General features: G+C 51.2%; 22 protein-coding genes. 3 read left to right on the forward strand and 19 right to left on the reverse strand.

The annotated features are described in order from the left end of the window. Nucleotides 1-44: 44 nt before the first annotated feature. The 9 genes from J4772_RS24065 to J4772_RS24105 all read right to left on the reverse strand — a co-directional run bounded on the left by J4772_RS24065 (nucleotide 45) and on the right by J4772_RS24105 (nucleotide 8,931). The gene (locus J4772_RS24065) at nucleotides 45-1,298 is read right to left on the reverse strand and encodes a hypothetical protein (protein ID WP_209071717.1); all 1,254 of its coding nucleotides are present in this window, start codon (nucleotides 1,296-1,298) and stop codon (nucleotides 45-47) included. A gap of 162 nt (nucleotides 1,299-1,460) precedes the next feature. Further along, nucleotides 1,461-1,946 (reverse strand): small multi-drug export protein, encoded by a 486-nt coding sequence (locus J4772_RS24070; protein WP_209071718.1) that lies wholly within the window; start codon nucleotides 1,944-1,946, stop codon nucleotides 1,461-1,463. 34 nt (nucleotides 1,947-1,980) lie between these two features. Then, nucleotides 1,981-2,697 carry a hypothetical protein gene (locus tag J4772_RS24075; RefSeq protein ID WP_209071719.1) on the reverse strand — a complete coding sequence of 239 codons (717 nt, stop codon included), beginning with the start codon at nucleotides 2,695-2,697 and terminating at the stop codon, nucleotides 1,981-1,983. A 124-nt stretch (nucleotides 2,698-2,821) separates the two neighbouring features. Then, nucleotides 2,822-3,820 carry a LytTR family transcriptional regulator DNA-binding domain-containing protein gene (locus J4772_RS24080; RefSeq protein ID WP_209071720.1) on the reverse strand — a complete coding sequence of 333 codons (999 nt, stop codon included), beginning with the start codon at nucleotides 3,818-3,820 and terminating at the stop codon, nucleotides 2,822-2,824. Nucleotides 3,821-3,911: 91 nt separating this feature from the next. Beyond that, complete coding sequence (locus tag J4772_RS24085) at nucleotides 3,912-4,292, reverse strand: VOC family protein (protein WP_209071721.1); 381 nt, start codon at nucleotides 4,290-4,292, stop codon at nucleotides 3,912-3,914. Beyond that, nucleotides 4,285-4,752: an SRPBCC family protein gene (locus J4772_RS24090; RefSeq protein WP_209071722.1), complete on the reverse strand. Its 468-nt coding sequence runs from the start codon at nucleotides 4,750-4,752 to the stop codon at nucleotides 4,285-4,287. Before J4772_RS24090 ends, J4772_RS24085 begins: the two co-directional genes overlap by 8 nt. A 55-nt stretch (nucleotides 4,753-4,807) precedes the next feature. After that, nucleotides 4,808-5,395, reverse strand: a complete 588-nt coding sequence (locus J4772_RS24095) for a TetR/AcrR family transcriptional regulator (protein ID WP_209071723.1) — start codon at nucleotides 5,393-5,395, stop codon at nucleotides 4,808-4,810. Nucleotides 5,396-5,488: 93 nt separating this feature from the next. Continuing rightward, nucleotides 5,489-6,388, reverse strand: coding sequence for a phosphotransferase enzyme family protein (locus J4772_RS24100; protein WP_209071724.1), 900 nt, complete (start codon nucleotides 6,386-6,388; stop codon nucleotides 5,489-5,491). Nucleotides 6,389-6,672: 284 nt separating this feature from the next. After that, nucleotides 6,673-8,931 (reverse strand): glycoside hydrolase family 36 protein, encoded by a 2,259-nt coding sequence (locus tag J4772_RS24105; RefSeq protein ID WP_209071725.1) that lies wholly within the window; start codon nucleotides 8,929-8,931, stop codon nucleotides 6,673-6,675. A gap of 190 nt (nucleotides 8,932-9,121) precedes the next feature. On the opposite strand from J4772_RS24105, the gene J4772_RS24110 reads away from it, so the two are divergent. Further along, nucleotides 9,122-10,018, forward strand: a complete 897-nt coding sequence (locus J4772_RS24110) for a helix-turn-helix domain-containing protein (protein ID WP_209071726.1) — start codon at nucleotides 9,122-9,124, stop codon at nucleotides 10,016-10,018. A gap of 21 nt (nucleotides 10,019-10,039) precedes the next feature. Here J4772_RS24110 and J4772_RS24115 read toward each other — a convergent pair whose 3' ends face one another. The 9 genes from J4772_RS24115 to J4772_RS24155 all read right to left on the reverse strand — a co-directional run bounded on the left by J4772_RS24115 (nucleotide 10,040) and on the right by J4772_RS24155 (nucleotide 19,697). Further along, the gene (locus J4772_RS24115; RefSeq protein WP_209071727.1) at nucleotides 10,040-12,214 is read right to left on the reverse strand and encodes a hypothetical protein; all 2,175 of its coding nucleotides are present in this window, start codon (nucleotides 12,212-12,214) and stop codon (nucleotides 10,040-10,042) included. 47 nt (nucleotides 12,215-12,261) lie between these two features. Continuing rightward, the gene (locus J4772_RS24120; protein WP_209071728.1) at nucleotides 12,262-13,098 is read right to left on the reverse strand and encodes a carbohydrate ABC transporter permease; all 837 of its coding nucleotides are present in this window, start codon (nucleotides 13,096-13,098) and stop codon (nucleotides 12,262-12,264) included. A gap of 17 nt (nucleotides 13,099-13,115) precedes the next feature. After that, entirely contained in the window at nucleotides 13,116-14,006 is an 891-nt protein-coding gene (locus tag J4772_RS24125; protein WP_209071729.1) for a carbohydrate ABC transporter permease, read from the reverse strand. 90 nt (nucleotides 14,007-14,096) lie between these two features. Continuing rightward, complete coding sequence (locus J4772_RS24130) at nucleotides 14,097-15,497, reverse strand: extracellular solute-binding protein (protein ID WP_209071730.1); 1,401 nt, start codon at nucleotides 15,495-15,497, stop codon at nucleotides 14,097-14,099. Nucleotides 15,498-15,814: 317 nt separating this feature from the next. After that, entirely contained in the window at nucleotides 15,815-16,846 is a 1,032-nt protein-coding gene (locus J4772_RS24135) for a TIM barrel protein (RefSeq protein WP_209071731.1), read from the reverse strand. Nucleotides 16,847-16,852: 6 nt separating this feature from the next. Beyond that, a complete protein-coding gene (locus J4772_RS24140) occupies nucleotides 16,853-18,106 on the reverse strand; it encodes a DegT/DnrJ/EryC1/StrS family aminotransferase (RefSeq protein ID WP_209071732.1) in 1,254 nt (417 codons plus the stop codon). A gap of 30 nt (nucleotides 18,107-18,136) precedes the next feature. Further along, the gene (locus tag J4772_RS24145) at nucleotides 18,137-19,003 is read right to left on the reverse strand and encodes a sugar phosphate isomerase/epimerase family protein (protein WP_209071733.1); all 867 of its coding nucleotides are present in this window, start codon (nucleotides 19,001-19,003) and stop codon (nucleotides 18,137-18,139) included. Between the two features lie 14 nt (nucleotides 19,004-19,017). After that, the gene (locus J4772_RS24150) at nucleotides 19,018-19,368 is read right to left on the reverse strand and encodes a hypothetical protein (protein WP_209071734.1); all 351 of its coding nucleotides are present in this window, start codon (nucleotides 19,366-19,368) and stop codon (nucleotides 19,018-19,020) included. A 188-nt stretch (nucleotides 19,369-19,556) separates the two neighbouring features. Further along, nucleotides 19,557-19,697, reverse strand: a complete 141-nt coding sequence (locus J4772_RS24155; protein WP_209071735.1) for a hypothetical protein — start codon at nucleotides 19,695-19,697, stop codon at nucleotides 19,557-19,559. A gap of 225 nt (nucleotides 19,698-19,922) precedes the next feature. On the opposite strand from J4772_RS24155, the gene J4772_RS24160 reads away from it, so the two are divergent. After that, a complete protein-coding gene (locus tag J4772_RS24160; RefSeq protein WP_209071736.1) occupies nucleotides 19,923-21,050 on the forward strand; it encodes an ROK family transcriptional regulator in 1,128 nt (375 codons plus the stop codon). A 129-nt stretch (nucleotides 21,051-21,179) separates the two neighbouring features. On the opposite strand, the gene J4772_RS24165 is transcribed toward J4772_RS24160, so the two are convergent. Then, nucleotides 21,180-22,370: a winged helix-turn-helix domain-containing protein gene (locus J4772_RS24165; RefSeq protein WP_209071737.1), complete on the reverse strand. Its 1,191-nt coding sequence runs from the start codon at nucleotides 22,368-22,370 to the stop codon at nucleotides 21,180-21,182. Between the two features lie 184 nt (nucleotides 22,371-22,554). On the opposite strand from J4772_RS24165, the gene J4772_RS24170 reads away from it, so the two are divergent. Continuing rightward, nucleotides 22,555-23,043, forward strand: coding sequence for a YfbM family protein (locus tag J4772_RS24170; RefSeq protein WP_116061393.1), 489 nt, complete (start codon nucleotides 22,555-22,557; stop codon nucleotides 23,041-23,043). Nucleotides 23,044-23,065: the final 22 nt, after the last annotated feature.

Here is a 23,065-nt window from a genome sequence, read left to right on the forward strand (position 1 = left end):
TCCCTCTTCCGATGTGACTTTTGTTACGTTTATCGAACCGTTGCTTATTTGATTGAAATCCACCCTACATAAGCTCGTTCTCTTGCCGCCTCTGTCGAGAATGCGATAAATATCCGTTTCGACGAAGGGCTCCAAACATAATCCCTATCCATTCGCACGTAATCGTCCAATACCAAAGCAGGATCTGTCCCGTCGGTATTGCTGATAACCAATTTTACGCCGGATACCTTGTCATCGATGCTTTCCCCTATCGCACCGAGTAAGTAGGAAAGGTGCTTTCCGTTTGGCGAAAACTGCAAGCCATGAGGGCCCACACGTCCGCCATTCACGCCGCTTTCGTAAAAGGGTTGTTCATATGGGTTTCCGCCCTCCACGTAATTGGGGTTCTTTCGCGTGGATTCATCCAGTTCAACAGGCCATTCCAGTTGATTGGCAATGTCTCCTTTGCGGTCATACCAAGCAAACTTCCCGTAGTCCGTTATGAGCAATTGGCCCGCTTCTTTATGAATCGCATAATCCAAATAGTCTAAATTTGAAGTATCTACAATCTGCTTTTCTGTGCCATCCGGTAAATGAATAATCTTCAATCCAATGACATCGTCAAATCCGTTCGAAGCAACAATGCTTTCATCGGGAACCAGCCACCTGAGTCCTCCCCAAAACCCCTTTTCGTAAGAAAGAACCGTGCTTTTCCTTGTTGCAATGTCATAATGGGCGAGCGTAGCTTCAAATCCGGCTCCATCCCCCAAATTGACACCCGTTGAATGCAAATAGTAAAAGCCGCTCCCATCGCTTAGCCAGAGTGGATTTCTGTCTCCGTCGCTGTCCGTCCATTGCGTCTTGTCTCCCGTATCCGTAGCTATGCCCCAGATGCCCGGAGTATTCATATCCCACTCCGCTATCCACTTTCCAGTTGGGCTTTCCACTTCCCAATTTCCTGGAGGCATTTCCTCTACTATATCGTCCGTTTTTGTGATAGTTTTAGTGTTCATATCGATCAGGGCCCAATAGGAACGATTCGTTTCTATATCTGTCTGCATATCCGTTAATTTCACTCGCAGTTCACTGTCGCTAAGCGCTTCTATTGCCTCAACATAATGCTTCGCCGGCAGCTCCACATATTCTTTAAGCGGCAAAACGGGGACATCTGCTTCCGGTTCTGCGGGCGCAGGCGAATTCTCTCGAGTCGCATCCATATGAAGCTGATCTATCCTTGCAGGTTTGTCCTTGTCGGTATCGCACCCAAACATAGCCAAGATAAGCAAAAGCATCAACACCGCACGAATCGACTTCCTCAACTGGTCCCGCTCCCTTCATTTAACCCTACAACAACAAAACGTTTTCGGGTTTGGAAAGTTGCGGTATTCTGTCCTCAATTTAATAAAAACGTCAGCCGACGAGAAGGTCGGACTGACGTTTGACTTATTTGAGTTCGATGTTCATCCAATCGGGTTCGATTCCTACCGCAAGCTGCTTACAAAATCAATGCCTACAGCAGCCAGCGCTCCCGCAGCGATCGTCCATACCAGAATCCCAATCGTCATCCACAAAGTGACATAACGCTTGGATGACCCCGACACGAGCGAGATGAACGCCCCAATATGATGACCGAAAATTAAAGGCCCGATCAACGCGACGCCGGGCACGCCGTATTTATTGAATAAATTGCGGGCGCGTTCCATTCGCTTGCCGGAATGACCGCCGCTCTGTTTGGCTTTTCGACGGCGGCTCAGCTTCTCATACAATACAATAATCGCCATGACGGAAATCCAATTTCCAAAGCAGGCGGCGATAATCGTCGGAATAGCGGGGAATCCTATCACAATACCGACTGAAGCCGCAACATATCCTTCTAAAAAAGGAACAAGCGAAACTATAAACACGGTTCCCAATTGAATAAAAATATTAGCTTCTTTTACATTCTCCAATATACTCCCGATATCCATCTTTAACCTCCGGACGCTGCCTGCATGATGTGACTTACCGCCCTTGTTTTCTCCAGACTAATCCGTAACCGGCCCCCCCGACGACAACCGTCCACAAGCAAGCTTTCAAGGCCAGCGCCGCCAGTATTCCAAAGCTCCCTTCCTCTGCAACAACGTTCATTGCCGCCGACAGAATGCCTGTTGGATAGTGTTTATACCAGGCAAGGAGCCGGATGTTGTTCTGTAACGGAATGAGTACCGGCAAAATAACGAGGACCATTATTAATAATATAGGCAGCAATTTCGTTAATACAATTTCCTCCATCGAATTGTAAGTCAATCCGACAATGACGCCCACAGATATAAAGGCTCCTAAAACAGGCAATAGAACAATCATCAGCTGCACAACCTGCAAGAAGTCATACCCGGTAATCATACTGCAAGTCAATACGGTAAGTAAGGAGATCGTCACTGTTACTACGGTTTTGCATCCGAGCAGCGTCATCAAAGAGACTCCTGCGCGATTAAGTGTTCGCCATTCGTTGGTTTCTTTCTCCGCAACAATCAGCAACGCCTCAACAAAGACGCCGCAAATCGAAAGAGCCATGCTTATACACACTTGTACTGCGGTAAACATTTGCTGGCCGATTATGTTGTAGATGACAGCATATAAAATCGGCAGCATGATAAACATTAACACTTGCGGGCTGCGCATCACGATTCTCGTTTCCCGATACAGCAGCGCACGCCATACGGCGCTCTTTTGCTTCAATTACAACCTCCTCCCTGCCGACTTGCTATCAGTTTACAGCGCTCAATGTCCGATAACCGTAAAAATGCCGCGAAAAGCGTTAAATCGAGGGTGAAAAGCGGCTGCAGGCAATGAAAGGCGAGGATCAAATATCCAGCTGCTCCTTCAATTCCAGATATTTGGACTTGGATAGAGGGACAGTTATCCCTTGTACGCCATCCAGCTTAAGAATGTAGCTATCCTTTGTCCAAGCTTCGAGCTCGCGAACCTGCTGCAGGTTGACGAGGTAGGAGCGATGACTGCGGAAAAAGCCAAATGGGGTCAGTCGGGCTTCCAGTTGATTTAATGTCATGGCGCAATTGTAGGATAGACCGTCTACGTAAACAACAGTGCTGCCGTCGCGCCCTTCAATGTAATTGATCTCAAACGGATTAAGCAGCATAATCTTGTCGTCGAGCTTGACGGGGACTTTACTGATTTCGATCATTCGCCGGGGGGAGTCGTAGCTTGCCTTGTCCGTATCCTGCTGCAGCGTTAGAAGCTCCCCTTTAAACAACCGATACGTCTGGTCGCCAAGCTCGGCCGCCTGCTCGGCGGAGGCAACCATTACGAGAACGGCTTTATTTTCCTGCTTCAAAAAGGCGATCGCCGCCTGCAAGACGGCTAACGATTCGTGATCCATGATCTGCTTCGATTGATCAATAAAAACGGCAAGCGCCCGATCTTGAAGAATACATCTCGCCCACTGTAAGCGGATTTGCTCGGAAGCGCTTAGTTTGGCAATTAGCGAATCGGCTCCGCCCGTCAATCCGACCAACGAAGCGACTTGTTCAATCCCTATGCTCGAACCGAACAAACGGCTCCAAAACTTTAAATATTCGCTTACCTTCAAGCGTTGATTTACTTTCTCTTCATTTAGCGCGAAAACAAATCGCTCCATGATCCCCTTATCGGCAGCTTGGCCATCGAATCGAATATCTCCGCCGGATGCATTGTACAGGCCTTGCAGAAGGCCCATGAGCATTTCGGCCGTTTCATAAGCGGAATAGATTGCAACGGACTGTCCCGGAGCAACATTCAGATTCATCTTCGATAGGAGGTCTTGGTTTCCAATCGTTTTATGTAGATTGATTAGTTCAAGCAAATGCAGTCCCTCCAACCGTTCTGCGTTTCCCTATAATAGCACAAAAGAGGGGATCGCCGCCCCTCTTCGCCGCTTCCGTACGTATTGAGATTTAATTCAACCGATGCACCAGTTCATATTTATTTCCGCAAGGATCTTCAAAATAGACGGCGTAATACGTGGGGCTAATCGGGAACAACCGGGGGCCGTCATTAATCGTACCGCCATTTTCCTGGACCAGCTTCGCAATATAATCGACTTCCTCCCGGTCGTTCGCCCAGAAACCAATCAGATTGGAATTGGGCTTATGTTCCCGGTCCTCTGTAATCGCAAAATAAGCTGCGCTAGGCAATTCCCCTTCGGCCGCAAACACCTTCCAATTCAAGCTGTGATACGTTCTCGTAAACCCCAACTCAGGAAGCAGCTTCTCATAAAAAGGCATGACACTCTCTAAATCGTTCACTCTAAGATCGATATGACTAAATTTATTCATCCTTCCCCATCTCCTCTTCATCATTTACCGTGCTTGTATTCTGCCAGATGGCACTCAGAACGCTTTCCCAATGCAGCTTCATTTGTTCCCGCGTATTCGGGTGATCCAGATTCTCTTGATGGAAGCTGATCGTTGTTCGATCGGGATGGCTGGATAGCAGCCGGATTTGCAGCGTGGACGGCTTCATCCAATTTTCCTTGCCCCACTTTAAGCGGAGCTGCTTTAGAGGCTTTACGACCCTGAGCTGGCCCGAAATCCCTTCTTCGGATGCAAAAATCTCTCCCTCGTTAAATGCAAGAGAAGGTACGGTTCCAAGCCACAATTGTGTCCCTTCGGGCGAAGTTAGAAACGACCACACCTTTTCAGGCGAGAGGGGAAACGTCCTCCTAACCCCGATTTGGAACCCTGTAGCTGCCGTTTGACCCACAAGCTTGTGCGATTCTCTATTTGAATGTTTCATTCCTAAACCTCCTCAAATGTTTGTTAGCGCTCACTATCTTTTGTTCAAAAAAAAATTAAGGGCTTAAAGCCCTAACGAACAACTCGACACTTGAGCTCATAAAATCTTGTTTGGATTTTGCCGTAAGCTCAGACTTGACGAACAATTGCGAAATAAAAGCCCCGTAATTCATCCACATGAAAGTGATCGCCTGCATCTCCGCATCGGTTGTAACCATTTTGCTCTTTTTCTGCATGTCTATAAAATAATTCGTCAATAGCTCCAATAGCTTCCGAGGATGCTTTTGTGCCTTTTCGCGGATTTCAGCCAATTCTTGATCGCTCAAGACAATGAGGAACAACTTGCGATTACGCTCCATCATTTCATGATACATCCGGCTAATCATGAGCAAGTCGGCTCTCAAGTCCCCTATCACTTGCTCGTCGAAAATTTGGGTCATTTCAATCGAATAATGATAATGGTCCACCGCTTTGTCCAGCAGGTTGATCTTGCTGCCGAAATTACGGAACAACGTCATCTCGCTGACGCCTGCCGCCGCTGCAATTTCCTTCGTGGATACGCCCTTGTAGCCCTTCTCAGCCATGAGGTCTATTGCCGCGCGCATCAGCTTGGCTTTGTTGTCCAAGATCATCGTGTTCTCCATAATTATCTTCCCAGCTCGATTCCACTCATTATAGTTAGTACTCACTAACATCATGTTATAATAATAAAGCGAAGCTGCTGTATTGTCAATATCTCACACAGGCTCGATCACTTCAAATAGAAAAGACCTGTCCGCCAGAAATTCTCTTACCCGAACATATTCCGGCTCTAACTTTCTAACGCTTTCGTAACCTTGAATAAGCATCCACCGATGCTTAGGCCATAATTCCAACAGGGTCCCTGCCATATCGTAGAGATAGTATCCGTAACCGCACCTGCCGAAATCAATTGGATACGGTTGATCCTCCTTAAAAACCATATTCCCGGAATGTAAATCGGCATGTATGAGCCCATAGTTGTGTTCGTTGGGATGCATCGTCGTAAGTCGGGAGACCACTTTCTCAGCCGCAGCTTGATACAGCGTCCATCCTTCTTCGGATAGGAAACGTTCATAATAGCGCTCCAGCTTGGCCATATCACGTCTAAAGCTTTCAATTCCCCAAGTCGGTCTGACAAAATCGGAAGGCGAAACAAAATTCCCGGCCGCGACATGGAGTCTGCCGATCAATACCCCCATCTGATAAACACGGCTATCCGTAAAATCTCCTACTGCATGCTCTCCCTCTACCCATCGCATCATCGTTACATAGGGCCGTCTATATCCTGATTCCGTTTGGATTTCCATTACATAATCGCCCTTAGCATTTGCAATCCCTTCCGGTACGATTAAATCATGCGATTCGTTCAGCGCTTGCAGCCATAGGAGCTCCGAACGAATTTCCTCTCTGCTCAATCTGCCCGAATGAATGCGCAGCAAATAGTGGCCGGCTGTGTTGGTTTCGATTTTATATGTGATCGTGTCAGATAGCTGAATAAATTCAATACGCTCCCACTCCAAGTCATACTGTTGGATAGCGGATAACGCGACCTTCCTTGCTCTGACTAATAGCGCCCGTCGTTCTTCATCGGTATCGAATCTAAAAAAATCTAACATCGGTTATCGTCCCCGCGTCGTTTATGAATTAATCCAACTACTTCCTTCTATATGTTATTGTAACGATCGCGAAGGGACGGATATAGGTAATAAACAACTTAAACTAATTTTACATAAACAAAAGCCACATTAGAATTTCATCCAAAGTGACTTTTGATCAAACATTTTATCTATTCTATACTCCTAGAAACCCAAGTTGGTAATATACCACTTGCCCTCGCTCTTGATCAGATTAAACGAATCTTGAATGGTTTCAGCTTTCTTGCCGTTCCTTTTCATTTCAATCATGTAGTAAACGGTGGCTTGGTCAAAGCTTTACTGGCATCCGCGGAATTCGCCGCGAACCGAATCTCGAAAAGTCGCGCCTGATAAGGCATGGGCATTCGAACGGTCAACTGCCCCGTCTGCGGGCTATAATGGCAATCCACCGCATAACCTTCGAAAGGATACAGCTGCACGATCTCCGCCTGAAGTCCGTCTATTCCGCTCCGGCCGTTGGACCTGGCCAGCGGAATCGTCCGATATTCGTCCCCGTCCCCGAGTCTCCAGACAGACAGCAGCAGCCGCGAACGGTCGCGCGACGCCAGTCCGACGGCAGCCCAATTCAGCCCGTCGTTGATCCTCGTGAAGCCGAGCGGCCAGAAGGGATAGGCTTGCGAGATGAACGAGCGCTCCTGCTTGTAAAGCCCGACTGCCTCCGCGATCAGCGCGCGGTTCTTCTCGTCGGCAAGATGAAGGTGGCCGGACAAATACAGACTGCCGCACATGCCGTTCACCATATTAAAGATCGTCTGCTCCCCATCGGCCATCTCCGCCAGTCGGCCCGATTTCTTGATGCTCTCCGGATTCGGCAGGTCTGTATAAAGCAGCGGATACGGATAAGCCCAAATGCCGAGCTGCTCCGGCAGAACCGCAGCCAGACTCCCCCCGATGATGGAAGGATATTTGCGGTAATCCTCTTGATCGCTGGAGCTTTGCAGATGAAAATGAGCCAGCGCCTCGTAGTCCGCCCTCATGCCGCCGGAGCCGCAATTTTCCAACCTCACCTGCGGGTGGCGCGCCCTCACCTCGTCGATGAATCGGTAGAAATCCGCTAGCGCCCGTCGCAAGCCCTCCGCGGCCGCTTGACCCCCGGTGTCGTCGCCCGGCCCAATGCACAGATTGTAATCGTTCTTGAAGTAACGGACACCCATTCCCACAAGGCGGTCAATTACGCCATGCATGTAAGATCGCACGTCCGGATGGCCAAAATGGAGAAAAGAGCGAAGCCCGCCTCCCACTCGGATACCGTAACGGCGGATAAACCAGTCGTCCGGCTTCGAGGCCAGCACCGCGTCGTCTCCGCACACTTCCATCTCCAGCCACAGGCCGGGCTTCATGCCTTTGTCCGCGATATAGGCGAGGAAAGACACCAGTCCTTCCTCGCCGAACCGGTTGCGGCTCGGTTGCCAATCGCCGAGACCGCTGCCCCAGGACAAGCCGATCTCGCCGAACCATCCGGCGTCGATGCAGAAATATTCGCAGCCCGAAGCCGCCGCGGCATCGACAAGCGGCGTCAGCTTCTCTTTAGTCGGATCTCCCCACAGCGCATTCATATAATCGTTGTAGACGACAGGCGCAGAAGGAATGTCCCTGTACAGCCCCTTCGTCAAGAAGCGGCGGTGCGCCGTCAGTTCCCTTATCGCGTCGGAAAAATCGCCGTCGCAGCAGCCGAATGAGGCCGGAATCGATTCGTAGCTTTCTCCCGGTAGCAGTTGCTTGCTCCAACCGCCGAACCGCTCGTCGGCTCCGTCCGCGTGAATGAACAAGCCGCCGCTATCGTCGCTCCAAGAACCGCGATGGCCGATCTCGAGATGCCAGTTCGCGGACGTCTCCAACTGACAATACCATGACTTACCCGTCTCCAAGTCCTCCAGCACGATCAACGGCAGCAGCTTGCCCGTGCTCCAGCTGCCGACGGAAGAGAAGTGGACAGCCGACGTGCTCGGGTGGACCGATGTCGGATACAGGCCCAGCTCCTCCAGATCTCCGACACGCCATTGGCCTTCCCCGTTCCAAGTCTGACGGCAGTAATGAACGCGGATTTTGCGTTTGTCGTACCAAGGCAGAAGTCCGTCCGTGGCGACGCCCTGTATGCACATCGAGGACAGATGGGTCAGCACGACCGGCGAATTCCCTTCATTGGTGACGGTCGTTGTCTGGCGGATCGCAGCCGCCCCGAGCGTAAACCGCATATGGACCTGTACCTTCAGTTGCAGCTGTTCGTGCCGATACAGAAGCTGCAGCCCTTCAGCGTCGGCGGAATGGGACGCCAATCTCATCTCAGAAGACAGGGCGGTCAGACCGCTGATCAGCGCTGGGTTGATCCCGTAATGACGGCCCGCGACGGCCAACTCGAAATTCGGAAAAGGAATGCCGGAAACCCGTTCCTGCATTTCCTTGGAAGAGTTAAAATCCACTTGCATCCATCCATTCTCCGTATGCGCAAAGCCGATATACATGCCTTCATGTTCGATCGTCATCCTGTTAGCGTGCTCTTTCATTCGTTTTCTCTCTCCTGTAAACCAGCTCGGCTGGCCGAACGCCAGCGGCTTCATAGCGCTTAGCGGGACGATTCGGAATTGTAATATTTCATCCTATTTCTCTCTTTTCTTCTCTACCAGACTTGCATAAAATAGAGTTAAGCATCATTCTTACTTTGTATTATTTAAACCGTAATAAGGAGAGCATTTTATGGAACGCGGGTCGATGCTATACATGATTGCTCCTCCTATGCCATTTTACGTAATAGGCGGAGTGAATCAGTATAATCCGGGAGACGAGCACCCCGATCGCTACGCGATCGGCGTTTTCGATATGCTGCTCGTGATGAAAGGCGCACTCCACATCGCGGAAGAGCAACGAAGCTGGCGGGTCGGCCCCGGACAGATGCTGATTCTGCGCCCGGATCTGCACCATTACTCCGCCGGACCTTGTGAAGAGGAAACCCACCACTATTGGCTGCACTTCATGCCTGCCGGCGAATGGTGGGAAATTCCCGACGACCAGCGGCCGCCTGATAAAGACAGACTTGTCCAACTCCAATCGGCTCGAACAAAGTTTCCCCTTCATCGCGTGTACACCATTGCGGTGCCTAAATACGGTATGATCCCTTCTCCGGGAAAAACATTCGATGCCCTCAAGCATCTGATTCAATCGGAACTGGAGCCTCCATCTCTGGTCTTGTGGAAGCATCAATCCATTCTAGACGAGTTGATCCGGGATTTGCACCGCGATCAGAAGTCCGTGAACGATACGCAGGCCGTCCGGCTGGCCGAACAAGCGGAAGCGTTTCTGAAGCAGAACTACAAGCATCCGTTAACGAATGCCTTACTTGGAGAGGCGCTGAACTTCCACCCCAATTACATTGCACGCAGTATGCGGAAAGTGCTCGGCTTGACTCCGGTCGAATATTTGATGCAATATCGCTTGGAACAGGCGAAGCTTCTGTTGATGAAGACGGAGCTTTCCGTCATGCAAATCGCCGAAGAAGTCGGGTTTCAGCAAACCGCCTACTTTTCCCGTTGTTTCTCAAGCAAAGAAGGGGTCTCGCCCTTGCAATTCCGTAAAAAGTTTAAGAAGAGGGGCTGAATTAAACAGCCCCGATTGCCGTCAATACCCTTCAGGCAGAGCGAACAGCTTTCCTTCCCCTGGCGCAAAGGAGGCGGTCAATTGCCCGGTCACGCTGTTGTAGTCGGCGGCGACTTCTCCCCCAGTCGCCTTGGAGATTTCGCTGACGGTTAACGGCTTGGGCGTCAGGGAGAACGTCAGCGTATGGGAATTCGCCGTGTCCCTGTTCACGACCATGATGTATTTGCGCCCGCTTCCATTCGTAAAATACCCGATCACGGCCGGCTGCGTACTGTCCGTCGGTTGCCAGAAGAAATTCGCGGGAAGCGCGGCGGATCCATTCGGGATCGTCCCCGTATGATAGACCGCCTGCGAAGTCAACGAAGTTAAGGAAGGCCCCAGCTTCAGCACCTCGCCATTGATTTCCCGAGCCCATGGGTAGGAGCTGTTTTTCGTGCCGTCCGGCAAAATGATGCCATTATGAAAAGGTTCGTTCCATACAGCGTTTTGCGGCGTCCAATACGTAAAATAAATATATCCTTTGGCGCCGTAGACAAGGTTGGTATAAATCTGATAGCGCATTTCTTCCTTGCTCGGTACGCGATACGTGCCTGTAATGCCGACCGACTGAATATACGACCAGAAATCGATCTGGCCAAGCTGCGCTTGCCGACGGATAATTTCAAGATTTTCAAAATAATCGCTCCGGTTTGCCCCGGACTCCAGAAACGGATAATGATCGAACACGAGCACATCCGGATGCTTGCTTACCCACCTGTATACGTAATCCTCGTAAGATTGCGGCGTAATATTCTGATTAATCGTGAACCAGAAATCCGCGTCGATCGGGGTGCCCCCTACATAAGCGGTACCGTCCATCTCCCACTTCTCCCCCGCATTGGTGCGAATGACCCAGCCTACGGATTGATCACCCGCTCCATTATGCGTCAGCTCCATATAGTAAGAGGTATTCGGGCTAACCGCAGCGTTTAGTGAAAATTGCGGCCAATTGGTCGTGGGGGAAGAAACCGTCGATTCGGCGATTTTGACCGTTTTGGCCAGTGAATCCCACAAGGTCAACTTAAGCGCTTCTCCGCTTGCCATTTGAGATCTGTCAAAATACATTTGAATCGTGTTAATGGAAGAGACATTCGGTCCGGTACGGAAAGTTTGTCCGAGCGGCTGCAGAGGCGTGACATATTCGCCGGCCATCGGTCGAAAACCGAAAAGCCCCTCCGCGGAGCTCGGAAGCAAATTCGCGTAAACCATATGCGCAGGATCTTTCGCTTTCAGCCGTTCCTGGGCCTCCTGCAAGCGCACCATCAGATCGACCGTCGGTTCGTCCTTCAGGTTGTAGCCGAGCAACGCGGGGTGAGATTGATAAAAACCGACAAGCGTATCGAGATAAGCGTCGGGCGTTCTGCCCCCCTGGCCGTATGCGGAAGCCAACTGCGAATAACGAATTTCGAAATAAAGGTCTTTAGCCTGCGGCACACCGTTCAAATAAGCTTGACCGCCCGGATAAGAATCGTTCGGACTGGCGGCGATGAGTGCGCCTTCCTTGGAAGTGTTCGTTTGCAGTTCCATGTAATAGGTTTTATTCGCGTCAATATTCGTATACGACGCATACGTCGGATTCAAGTTCGGCGCGATCTGGAATTCTATGAGATCGTTGTCGAGCGGTCCCGTTACCGCGTCGCAGCCGACCGTATTTACTTTACTCGGACTATCGTATACGCAAAGCTTCAATTTAACGTTGCTCGGCAACGTCGATTGATCTACCTTAAGCGCGACATGTTCCAGATACCATCCCGTTCCCGACGCGGGCGACGCGAAGGTCTGCCCGATGGTGCGATCGGATCGTGCCCTCCACCCGTCGCCGGCGATCGTTTGCACGGCCAGCTCGCTCTTCAGCTCCAAGCCAAAGTCGTGAACGAGAAGCTTCAGCCCGTGAGCCGCGGCATACTGTAACGCCCGCTCGTTCGAGGCATGCGATACGACGTTGTTGGTGCCGACGATGAACGTCGCGTTCAGGTTTGCGATGTCGGCGTACGCGGCATCGTTGGTTTCTGCCGGCTCCGGCGGGTAAAAAATGCCGATCGGAAACGGGGAAACCGTTGCAGAGTTGGCTGAAGCCTTGTTCAAGCCGACACCAATAGAGCAGGAAAGGGCTAACGTACAGATAATCGACATTGCGGCCATCTTGAACTTTTTCACAAGAATCATCTCCTTATTAATAGACACGATAATCTACGGATGAATCTTTACCCTTTCAAGCCGCCGGTCGTAAAGCCGGAAACGAGCTTATTCTGGAACAGAATGAAAACAAGCAGAATCGGGATGACGGAAAGCGTCAGCGCCGCGAACAGCGTCGTCCAATCCGCCGCATACTGCTGCTTCACCGTCATGTCGTACAAACCAACGGAAATCGTGTACAGCTTGGCATCTTGCAGAAACATGAACGGGAGAAAATAATCATTCCAGATGGACACCATCGTCACCAAGCTGACGGCGGCAATGCTAGGCCCGCTCAACGGCAGCATGATGCGAAAGAAAATTTGCCAATGGCTCGCTCCGTCGATGAAAGCGGCTTCCGCATATTCCCAAGAGATCCCCCTATAAAAACCGTATAAAATGATGAAGTTCATACTCAGGCCGCCCGAATACAAGATCAGCAGCCCGATATGGCTATTGAACAGATGCAGATCGATCATCAGCTTATATAGCGCGGCGAGCGATCCGATCTGCGGGATGAGAAACGAGCTGACGGCGAAGAAGAAGATAGCGCCTCTTCCGGTAAACTTGTATTTGGCCACCGTGTAGGAGGACATCGCCGAGAACATGACGGCCAAAAACGTGCCTCCGGCCGTAATGAACAAGCTGTTAAAAAAATAAGTGCCGAGACCGCTTTCCTGCCATGCCTTGGCGTAATTGGACCAGAGCAGCTTTTCCGGCCAGGACCATACGTTCGCGTAAAACTCCGGGTTCGATTTGAAGGCGTTGATCGCCATCCACAAAAACGGGTACAGAATGGTCGCGGCATAGGTGAAAAGCACGATTTGAAGCAGCAGAGCGTTGCCTTTTTGCGGGAATGTTTTCATGATGATCGCCTCCTGGTTCAGTATTCGACGACTTCTTTGCGATCAAGCGCATACTTGACTGCATAGGTAATCCCGAAGCCGACGAGGATTAACACGATGCCAAGGGCCGAGGCAAGCCCGTAATCGCTCTTCTGAATCAGAACCGTAATTTGCAGCGCCACTGTATTGGTCGTCGAATTCGGTCCGCCGCCGGTCAACAGCTTGGATTGCAGGAAGATCGTAAAAGCGGAGCTTGTACCGATTAAGATGAGCGCCGAAATGTTCGGCCAGATCATAGGAACGATCACTTGAACGAGCTCCTTTCTTTTCGAGAGCCCCTCCAGTTTTCCCACCTCGAAAATATCCTGCGGAATCCGCGCAATCGCTCCCATGATCATCGTGGCGTAGAACCCGATTCCCGCCCACACGCAGTAGAAAAAAACGGTTGGAAGCGCCGTTCCTGTCTCCCCTAACCAGGAGCGTTGCCAGTTCTCCAAGCCGATCCATCCAAGCAGCGGATTGACGATTCCGATGATGGGATTCGTCGCGAATGAAAACACCATGGTCATGATAACGATCGAGATGATCGTCGGCAAGAAAAACACGGCGCGGTAAAACGAATGAAATCGTACTTTTTGCGATAACACGTAACCGACAGCTACGGATAAAGGCAATAGAACGAGAACGTTCAGCGGAATCCACAGCAGCGTATTTTGAACCGCATATCGGTAAACCGGATCCTCGCCGATCAGGTTGAATATTTTTTCGTAATTGGCGAAATTGACCCAGTCGATTTTCCCGGTATAGACGTTCCAGCGTTGAAAGGAATAAACGATCGTTTGATAATTGACGTATACGGTAAAGACAAGGAAATGCAATACCGGATAGGCCAGCATCGTAAAGATGAACAGCTTCTGTTTCCGCTTCATGCAGTCGTTCCTCCAAATAAGGCTGCTTCCAGTCCCTGCTTCGGAACTGGAGGCAGCATTTGCTTCGGGATGTCGGTTAGCTGGCTAAGCTCACTTCATTCCCAACTCTTCGGCGTATTCGTTCCATTTTTCTTTGGCGAATGCATAATCGTCATTAAACTGTTGTTCCGCGGTTTTGGTTCCGGTCGAAATGTTGCCGTTGAACTCGCCGGAAGGGTAAATCCCCCCAAACTTCGCGTACATCGGGCTATCGGAGTTGAACGTAAACGGCGTCGAGCTTTGCATGATATCCACGACGCTTTGGGTGAATTCGCTTACCTCTACTCCGTCCATGTCGTACTTGAACGGACGAAGGGCGCCGGTCAACTCGGTAAATTTCTTGTTCATTTGCTTCGTCGCGGCAAACCGGACGAATTCTTTAGCCAGATCCATTTCCTTCGCTTTAGCCGGGATGACGGTAATGTCGCCGCCTACCATACTGAAAGCGATATTCGTTTCTTTGGCGTTGTCGACAAGCGGAACCGGCATCATTTTCATGCGGAATCCGCTCGGAATCGATGATTTCATTTCGTTTTCGAGCCAATGGCCGTTCGGAATCATGGCAGCCTTGCCGGACAGGAACAGCATTTGCGCTTCCGTATGATTGACCGCCTCGGAGCCTTTCAGCACCCAACCGTTTTTGAACAGCGCTTCGTATTGCTCGAGCGCCTGCTTCTTCGCCGGATTGTTAAGCGGCTCGGGCGACTCCATCTTCAGAAGCTCGTTCAAGTAATCAAAGCCCCCGGCCTGCAGAATCATCGGCGTCACCATGAAGGTCATATAGCCTCCGGGAATTTTACCGGGGTAAACGATCGGCGCGATGCCTTTTTCCTTCATTTTATCCGCAAGCTGGGCGAAATCCTTCCATGTCTTCGGTACCTCCCATCCGTTCTCTTCGAACATGCCCGCGTTGTACACCATGCCAAGAAGGCCGTCCGACCACGGAAACGCGTATATTTTATCTTTGCCCTCCGCGAATTTTTGAGCTTCCACGTTCATCGAATCCTTGAACTTGCCTCCGTCAAGGCTGTCCCCATTGTAGATGTCGGACAAATCGGCCAACATACCTTTGCCCGCCCAAATCTGCCATTTGTCCGAGTGAATGAGGAAGGCCACGTCCGGCAGATTGTTGCTCGATTCGAAGCGCGGATCAAGCTTGTCCATGATGGCCGCATCGCCTTCCAGTTCAACGGTGACATCTGGGTGCACCTTCTCGAACTCTTTCTTTAATTCCAGGAACCAGGCGTCTCCGTACCCGCCCTTGAAGAAAGCCACTTTCAGCGTTCTAGGAGCGGAACCGGACGATTGCTGCGGTTTTCCCGACTCGCTACTCGAAGCGGTTCCGCCGGCTTCGCCCGCATTCCCGCCGCCGCATCCGGCTAGCAACGAGATAAGCATGACCGCAATAAGGAATCGAAAAGCGTAATTCGGTTTTTTGTTTTTTGAGTTCATCTTTGGTTGGCACCTCACTGTTGATTTTTGAAGCGGTTACATGAGTGACTGTAAACCTTCTCTGTTTTCCCCCTTGGGTTACAATTATGAATTCAGATACCAGATGAAATTTGCAATATTCCATTCCATCTGTCACTCATTATAGGCTATAAAATGAAGAAAAAAATACGAGGAATAAACCTTATTTTTGCATTATTTAAACTTATAATTATTTGTTCTTCGCGCAAATTGATCGACTTCCATTAACAAGAAAGAGGATGTCCCGATAGTCATAAAAGATGACTAGAGACATCCCCTGATCTTATGTTCACGACTTCCTATCCCAGCAAATGATCGATAATATAGCGATCCAGTTCCTCGTAATCGCCGTCCTCTTGCCTTGCCGCAATTTCCGCTGTATTTAACGAGCGCACTTTGTCCGCCAGCCGTTCGGCGACGAACAGGGAGTTCGCCAGATGCTTGCACGCCTTCTCGTCGGATTGCGTCCGCAAAGCCTTGACGTCGAGGCCGACGTATTCGCCGCCGCTGCCGTATCCGCTTTCCATCAACACGCGCACTTGATTAAACGCCTGCCGCAGGTTCACCGAACCGAAAGGACGATCCTGGTCAAACTTCAAGCCGTTCTGATCGTTCAGATGAACGCCCCACAGCTTCCGATGCGCGAGAGCAAACGCCATGTCGTCCGCCGGATCGAGTCCGGCCAGCAAGGAATGCGCCGATTCGATCAGCACTCCGACGCGGCTCGGATCGGCTGTCGCGTACCCTAAAGCAAGCGCATGGCCCACGGTCGGCACGAACGACTTGTCGACGGGTTCATTCGGCTTCGGCTCGATCATGATGCGGATTTGTTTGTCCGCCTCCAACATCCGGTTGATCGCTTCGGTCAAATAGTGAAGAGATCGGGTGGTCGATTTGTTCTCGGGAACAAAGTTGCCTTCCCGCGCAAGCCACAATACGATGTTGTTCGTGCCCAATTCGTTGGCCACTTCAATCGCCTTTTTGCTTCTCTCATCCGCATAATCGCGCAGCTGCTTCAGATTAGCCGTATACGCGCCGTCCCTTGTTCGCGCATCCTCCCACAACCTCGGCGCGACAAATTCCGGCACCAGCCCGGCGTCGTCCAACTGACGCTTAAGCTCCTTCGCTTTCGTCCGCAGGCTGCGGCTGTCGCACTCGTTCAAGTCGGGCACAGCGTCATCGTCATGCAGTTGGATCGCGTCGAACCCGATCTCTTTCATCAATTCCAGCTTGCGGGCAAACGGAACCTCGGCGCGAACGGGCGGGCCGAACGTATCTGCGCCGGTATGAATATTCCAAGGCCCTACCGAATAACGAAAAGTTGCTGTCATGTTCCATCAATTCCTTCCCATGGCTTTGTGGATCGCCTTAATGGCGTCGTCGCAATCTTCATCTGTCAAGCTTTGGTGCAAGCTGATCGATACCGCCCGGCTCAGCCAATCGAGCGTATTAGGACACATATCCGGCGAATACTCGACATTGCCCGTATAACTGGCGCAATTCCATGGCGTATCGCGTTCCGATGCTCCTTGCTTTTCCATAATATAAGTCCAGTTCTTGTAAATATGCCGATCGGCAAAACCATTATTGTGGATGGTCCCGTTCGGTATTCCTTCCTCGGCAAGGCGTTTCGAGAAGCGCTCCGCCGTCGCCGCATCCGGCAAAAAGAAATTCAGGCTGTACGATACGTCTCCGTCCGGATCGGGAATGCGCTGCAATTGAAGCTCCGGAATATCGGCGATGCCGGCGGCGATCCTCTTCTTCACGCGCTGCAGCCTAGAGACGAGAGAATCGATCCGCTCCGATTGCGCCAGGCCAAGCGCCGCATTGATTTCGCTCATCCGATAATTTTCTCCGGGGAACAGCTTCACATCGGGATATTGATTCAGCCCCCAGAATCCGTAAGCAGAGTCGTGATAAATGCTGGCTCTGGCGTAAATGATATCGTGATTCGTGGCGATCATTCCGCCTTCGCCGGCCGTAACCAGCTTATACTGCTGAAAGCTGAAGCATCCCGCATCGCCGATCGAGCCAAGCGCTCTTCCCTTATATGTGCCTCCGTTCGCCTGGGCAACGTCTTCGATGACGAGCAAGCGATGTCGGCGCGCAACTTCCATGATTTCATCCATTTGGCAGGGGATGCCCTTCATGTGGACCGGTATGATCGCCTTCGTATGAGGCGTAATCGCCGCCTCCAGCGCTTGCGGGTCCATCGTTAACGTGTCGTCCACCTCGACGATGACCGGTACGGCCCGTGCAATCAAAACTGCGGACGCAGTGGCAATGTACGTATAGGCGGGTACGATCACTTCATCGCCCGGGCCGATTCCCGCGCCGATCATGGCGGCAATTAAAGCGGAAGTACCCGCATTCACCGCCAAGCAATGACTGACGTTCAGCCGGTCGCGATACAGCTTCTCCAGCCTGGCCGCATCCGACTCCTCCTGACTGCCGTGAAACCGGAAGCTCCGCTTCTTGTCGATCACCCGCAGCACGTATTCCCTTTCCCGGTCGTCGAATTCCTCCGAGCTTACGAAGACCGGCACCCAAGGCTTCGTTCGCACAGGTGACGATTGATGATTCGTTGTCATGGTTGTAATCCTCCTCGTTCCATTTGTTCGTCAATCCCGAATCGGGATGCCCAGCTTGCTTTCCACAAAATCGCGGCAAATTTCCAGACTGCGGTACGGCGTGCTGGTCGATTGGTCGATTTCCACCGTTACCCACCCGGTGTAGCCGATCTCGGTTAACGCCTCGATCACCGAATGGAAGTCGATCTGACCCAGCCCCAACTCGCAAAATACCGGCAGCGCCTCGTTGCCCATCAGCATCGGGAAATCCTCGCGCGTCGCCCCCTCCGGCGTCAAATCCTTCAGATGGACATAGGCGACCCGCTCCCTGTAGCGCCGGATGACCGCTGCCGGATCGATTCCCGCCCCGGTCAAGTGCGCCGTATCGGGAGCCAGGAACACCGCTTCAGGATCGCACAGCTCCATAAGCGCATCCAGCTCATCCCCGTCCTGCAGCTCCGTCCACAGATGCGGATGAAGGCAGGATTTAACCCCCAACTCCAGCGTACGTTTGGCCGCTTCGTTAATCGTATCGGCCGCGATCTTCAACTCCTCCCGCGTTGCCTTGCCCAACCGGGGGGCTCCAGGACCGAATACGAGATGCCCTGCCCCGCAACCTGCGATTACCCGGGCCAATCGAACGTTGTAATCGATAATGCTTTGTCGCTGGGCGGCATCGGTGAACCTGCGGCCGTTAATACCGGAAGCTCCGCCGTACAAGGCGCTCATGACAAGTCCGTAACGCTGCAAAATCTCCCGCAGTTCGTCGGTACGATCTTCATACTCCAGCGCGAACGACGGCCAAGGTTCGATCGCCCGATAGCCTAATTGCGCCGCCTCTTCCATAGCCTGCAGATGACGGTCGCCCCACGTAATCGCATGAACCGCAATTTTTCCTTGAAAGTTAATCTGATTCATTTTCATTTCCTCCTCTATTTCGCTAGCGCTTTCAGCAGATCGTTGCATGCCGCCGCGAATGGCCCGCAAGCCTGATCGCTGTAAGGCGTAGTGGATATTTCGTAACCGCCAAGTCCGTCATGAAACGCTTCATAAGTCGGCAAATAGCCGGTGTAGCCGTTAGCCACGCAGGAAAGCAGCGTAGTCTGAAACGGAGAGCTTTGCCGAATCGGGCCGACGTAACCGTTAAAAATTTCGCCGGATACCGCCAGCAGCGCCAGGTCTCCGATCCGTACGCCGAGCAGCGCGACATCCATCTCGGTACGATGGTACTCATGCGCGGCCGGCAGCGAAACATTCGTCTGCAGCGTCTGTACAATTTTCACCGGAACGAGAGCTTGCGAAAGTTCGTCGATTTTGTCATAGATGCGCGACGTATATTTCTCTCCGAAATGGACCGGCGCGCTATGCGTATGCGTGGCATGTACCGTGACGCACGATTCCGCCGTTTAGGCCGCTTCCGCCCATGATCGTCTCGTACCTGCCGGCAGCGTATTGGCAAACCCTCTGTAAATCAACCGCCGGCATACAGATCGTCCAAAATATCCGTTGCCGGGTCGGCGACATAGAGCTCCGGGTCGTAGCCTTGCAAAGGAACCGTCTCTTCCGGGGTAATCTTAACCTTGCCGAATGATGCCCTCAGCGTATCGTCCAACGCATCCACTCTCCAGATTTTCGTAATAAGTTAATTTATATTATGAATTATATCATGTGATTTGGTATTTGAAAATTCATTTTTTAAATAATTTATCATAAAAAAGCGAGAGAGAACTGCTTTTCAGACGCAATCCCCTCTCAAATAATTAAATTAATAAATTAATACGTTCAAAAAAGTGTATAATAGAAGGTATCGCTAGGGTTTCGGAAAGGATTTTAAACTATGACACTGAATTCTTCAGAAAAACAAATACTAGAGTTGATCAGCTTCGGACAAGGACGATCTCGTAAAAAAATCGCCGAAACGTTGAATCTAACGCAAGGAACGATTACAAACGTAACTAAAAACTTTTTGGAACAGGGCTTAATCGTGGAAGGCGAACGGGTTAGCAGCGGAATGGGGAGAAAAGAAGTGCTTTTATATGCCCATCCGCACAAATTTACTTATATGGGGATCGATATCGGCGGACATTCCGTTCGTTTCTCCTTGGGCAATAACGGATTGGAGCTGCTGCATACGCACGAATGTCTGATGGTGGATTTGACTCCCGAGGAAGAGCGCGGAGAGGCGCTGCTGCGCAAAATAGATGAGTTTCTAGCCTTATGCGGAACGGACGCAGCCGCCATCGATGCCATCGGCATCGGCATTACGGGCATCGTTGACGCCGCGCAGCAGACTGTGTTGAATATGCCGAACGCCGAACATTGGGACAATCTCAACCTCGTTTCCCTGCTGAACGAACGGTACCGTTGCCCCGTATTTCTCGATGAGAGCGGACGTACGATGGCGCTAGCCGAACAAATGTCGGGCGAGGCCCGCGACATCGGCGATTTCATCGTTGTTCAGGTGGGCTACGGCATCGCTGCAGGCATCATGATCGATGGCCGGCCGCTTCGGGGCGTCAACAATGCGGCCGGACTGCTCGGTCACATTACAGCCGACCCGAACGGGCCGCGCTGCTCATGCGGCAACTATGGCTGTCTGGAAAATATTTTGACGTTCCCCATGCTGAGAAACGAATTTATCCTAAGAGGCGGCTCCGGCACCCTTGCAGACGCTTATCGGCTCAACGACAAAGTCGCCCTCGATGTGTGCCTTGAAGCCGGCCAAGCCTTGGGCATTGCCTTAAGCAATGTCGTTAATCTGTTCAATCCGGAAACGATCTATATCGGCGGACCGATGTTCGATGTCATGCCGCTGCTGCTGGACGAGACGAAGCGGACCATTACGCTTCGAGCCAACCGCTTCTCGACCTTGACGCTCAAGCTGGAACGAACGTCTTTCGGTTCCCGGCAAGGTCTCATCGGGGCGCTGGCTTTAGCGAAAATTCGCCTGATTCAAGGCTTGTAGCGGGCACCTCAGCAAAAACAGCCCCGGCCATAAATTGACCGGGGTTCGCGCTCAATTAGAAACGCCTTGCTGTCTGATGAGCTGACAGGGACAAGGTGAGCTATACTGCCCCAGCTCGATCATCCCTATTCATTCATACTCTGCCGAAATCGTCCCGCATCCGTTGAATAATGCAAAACGTTGAAAACAATAGTTTAAGGCTGCTCGCATTGGCTTTGTCGGCTTTATGCCTTTCTCGTACCAGATGTTTTTCACGATAAGCGTCCCGGTTTTTCGCTCTGCCGTGACCTCGGCTCGTCCGATAAAGCTCTCTCCGTACAATAGAGGCAGCACGTAATAGCCGAATTTCCGTTTCAATGCGGGCGTGTAAATCTCCCAGGTGTAATCGAAGCCAAACAGTTCGTTGATCAGCTTTCTGTCCCATATCAAGTTATCTAGCGGGGCAATCAGCTGGCAGCGCAATTTCGGCGCCGGATTTTGCAGGACGGCTTCAACAAGGGGCAGATCCTCTGCTCGGCAATAAAGCCTATCCTTCATTTGCTCTACGGCAACAGCAACAATGCGGCCCTCGTGCAGCAGCTGGCGGAAAACCTCGTTGCGCTGCCCCGATTTCAATCCCCATATGTTCAACCACGCATCGGATGCGCGATTCCACAACAAGCCAACAGCGCCGATGCGACGCAGTACCCGCCACTTATGATGCTCAAGCTCATCCGTCAGCGGCTCCGGCGCATTCAGTAGATTAGGCTGTATGTATTTCCCGGCGATATCGTAATATTTGCGCGTTCCTTTTTTGCGCTGGATGATTAACTCGCCCGTCGAGTACATCTGCTCCAGCACCGACCTCGTTGAATTGTTTCCGCTGCTCCAATGAATCGCCGATTGCCAAGCGAAATTCCCCTCTAATTTGAGATCGTCCGAGCTTAGCGCGCCATGATTTTGAATGTGAGCTCGCACTTGCTCCGTCAAATCTTCCATTTCGGGATAGCGCTCGGCATGTCGCCTTGCGGCCTGCCTGTACCGTTCAAAATACGGCCATTCCTCGACAGGGATAATAGCCAGATTCTTGTCGGGATAATCGACCAGCAATCGATCTGTATATAGCAACTCGTCGAGCATGCTCTTGGTAAATCCTTTGATTCGCGACTGCAGCACCAGCTCGGCGTTTTTTCCGCAAACATCGATGGGATCGAATTGAATACAGCCGACTTGCCGTATATAATCCAATACTCCCTGCTTTCCGGTAAATCGATACTCACCCAACAGCCCGTGCTTCAATAGCAGAAATTGCCGCGCCTGGCGGTTCGTCAATTGAATCATGTACGCATCGGCTCCTTAACGAGATACACAAAAAACAAACGTATGTTCCTGTATTATTTTACCATTGATTGGAGTATAAAAACAAGAGTTAATGTACCTACGTCTAACGTTCCTTGAAACACCCAATTTCAGGATGCTACAGTTAGATAGTGCATGATCTAATTAGGGAAGGAAGGCAGATAAGATGGCAATAAGAGGGTATTACTTTGCATTGGAGGACAAGCTTGTGCAGCAGATCGCTGCAGGCGACATCGCCTTGAAGAGCTTGAAAATAGACAACTATCCGGGACTGAGCATTGATAGAACTTGGGAAGCGATCCACTACTTGCTCTGTGGAGATATTGCCGATGGAGAGCCTCCTCTTGGCTATGTCGTTCCGCTGTCGTCGGACAAAAGCGTCGATTTCGGCTCATTCGGAGCGTTTCCCTTGCGCGCCGATCAAGTTGCTGCAGCGCATCAGGCCATAGCTGAGCTGGATGAAGCGCAGCTCCGTTTGCGGTATGATTTCAAAACCATGGTCAAGGAAGAGGTTTATCCGCTTGAAGATGGCATGGTTTCGGATGAGGACGAGGAGCCGTTCTTTGCTTTTATGCTCCAGTATTTTAATGAAATCCGGCGCTTCTACAGCCAAACCGCAGCCGAGGGCAAAGGGCTCGTCTTCTATATTTACTAAAAGATCTTTTATTTTAGTCAAC

Origin of the sequence: Cohnella sp. LGH, from assembly GCF_017671885.1 — a bacterium.
Classification (GTDB): domain Bacteria; phylum Bacillota; class Bacilli; order Paenibacillales; family Paenibacillaceae; genus Cohnella; species Cohnella phaseoli.

What these genes read in the sequence shown, in the direction of transcription:
- J4772_RS24070 (WP_209071718.1), bottom strand. Translation starts at nt 1,946, where the DNA reads ATGGATATCGGGAGTATATTGGAGAATGTAAAAGAAGCTAATATTTTT.
- J4772_RS24085 (WP_209071721.1), bottom strand. Translation starts at nt 4,292, where the DNA reads ATGAATAAATTTAGTCATATCGATCTTAGAGTGAACGATTTAGAGAGT.
- J4772_RS24090 (WP_209071722.1), bottom strand. Translation starts at nt 4,752, where the DNA reads ATGAAACATTCAAATAGAGAATCGCACAAGCTTGTGGGTCAAACGGCA.
- J4772_RS24095 (WP_209071723.1), bottom strand. Translation starts at nt 5,395, where the DNA reads ATGGAGAACACGATGATCTTGGACAACAAAGCCAAGCTGATGCGCGCG.
- J4772_RS24100 (WP_209071724.1), bottom strand. Translation starts at nt 6,388, where the DNA reads ATGTTAGATTTTTTTAGATTCGATACCGATGAAGAACGACGGGCGCTA.
- J4772_RS24105 (WP_209071725.1), bottom strand. Translation starts at nt 8,931, where the DNA reads ATGAAAGAGCACGCTAACAGGATGACGATCGAACATGAAGGCATGTAT.
- J4772_RS24110 (WP_209071726.1), top strand. Translation starts at nt 9,122, where the DNA reads ATGGAACGCGGGTCGATGCTATACATGATTGCTCCTCCTATGCCATTT.
- J4772_RS24120 (WP_209071728.1), bottom strand. Translation starts at nt 13,098, where the DNA reads ATGAAAACATTCCCGCAAAAAGGCAACGCTCTGCTGCTTCAAATCGTG.
- J4772_RS24125 (WP_209071729.1), bottom strand. Translation starts at nt 14,006, where the DNA reads ATGAAGCGGAAACAGAAGCTGTTCATCTTTACGATGCTGGCCTATCCG.
- J4772_RS24130 (WP_209071730.1), bottom strand. Translation starts at nt 15,497, where the DNA reads ATGAACTCAAAAAACAAAAAACCGAATTACGCTTTTCGATTCCTTATT.
- J4772_RS24135 (WP_209071731.1), bottom strand. Translation starts at nt 16,846, where the DNA reads ATGACAGCAACTTTTCGTTATTCGGTAGGGCCTTGGAATATTCATACC.
- J4772_RS24140 (WP_209071732.1), bottom strand. Translation starts at nt 18,106, where the DNA reads ATGACAACGAATCATCAATCGTCACCTGTGCGAACGAAGCCTTGGGTG.
- J4772_RS24145 (WP_209071733.1), bottom strand. Translation starts at nt 19,003, where the DNA reads ATGAATCAGATTAACTTTCAAGGAAAAATTGCGGTTCATGCGATTACG.
- J4772_RS24160 (WP_209071736.1), top strand. Translation starts at nt 19,923, where the DNA reads ATGACACTGAATTCTTCAGAAAAACAAATACTAGAGTTGATCAGCTTC.
- J4772_RS24165 (WP_209071737.1), bottom strand. Translation starts at nt 22,370, where the DNA reads ATGATTCAATTGACGAACCGCCAGGCGCGGCAATTTCTGCTATTGAAG.
- J4772_RS24170 (WP_116061393.1), top strand. Translation starts at nt 22,555, where the DNA reads ATGGCAATAAGAGGGTATTACTTTGCATTGGAGGACAAGCTTGTGCAG.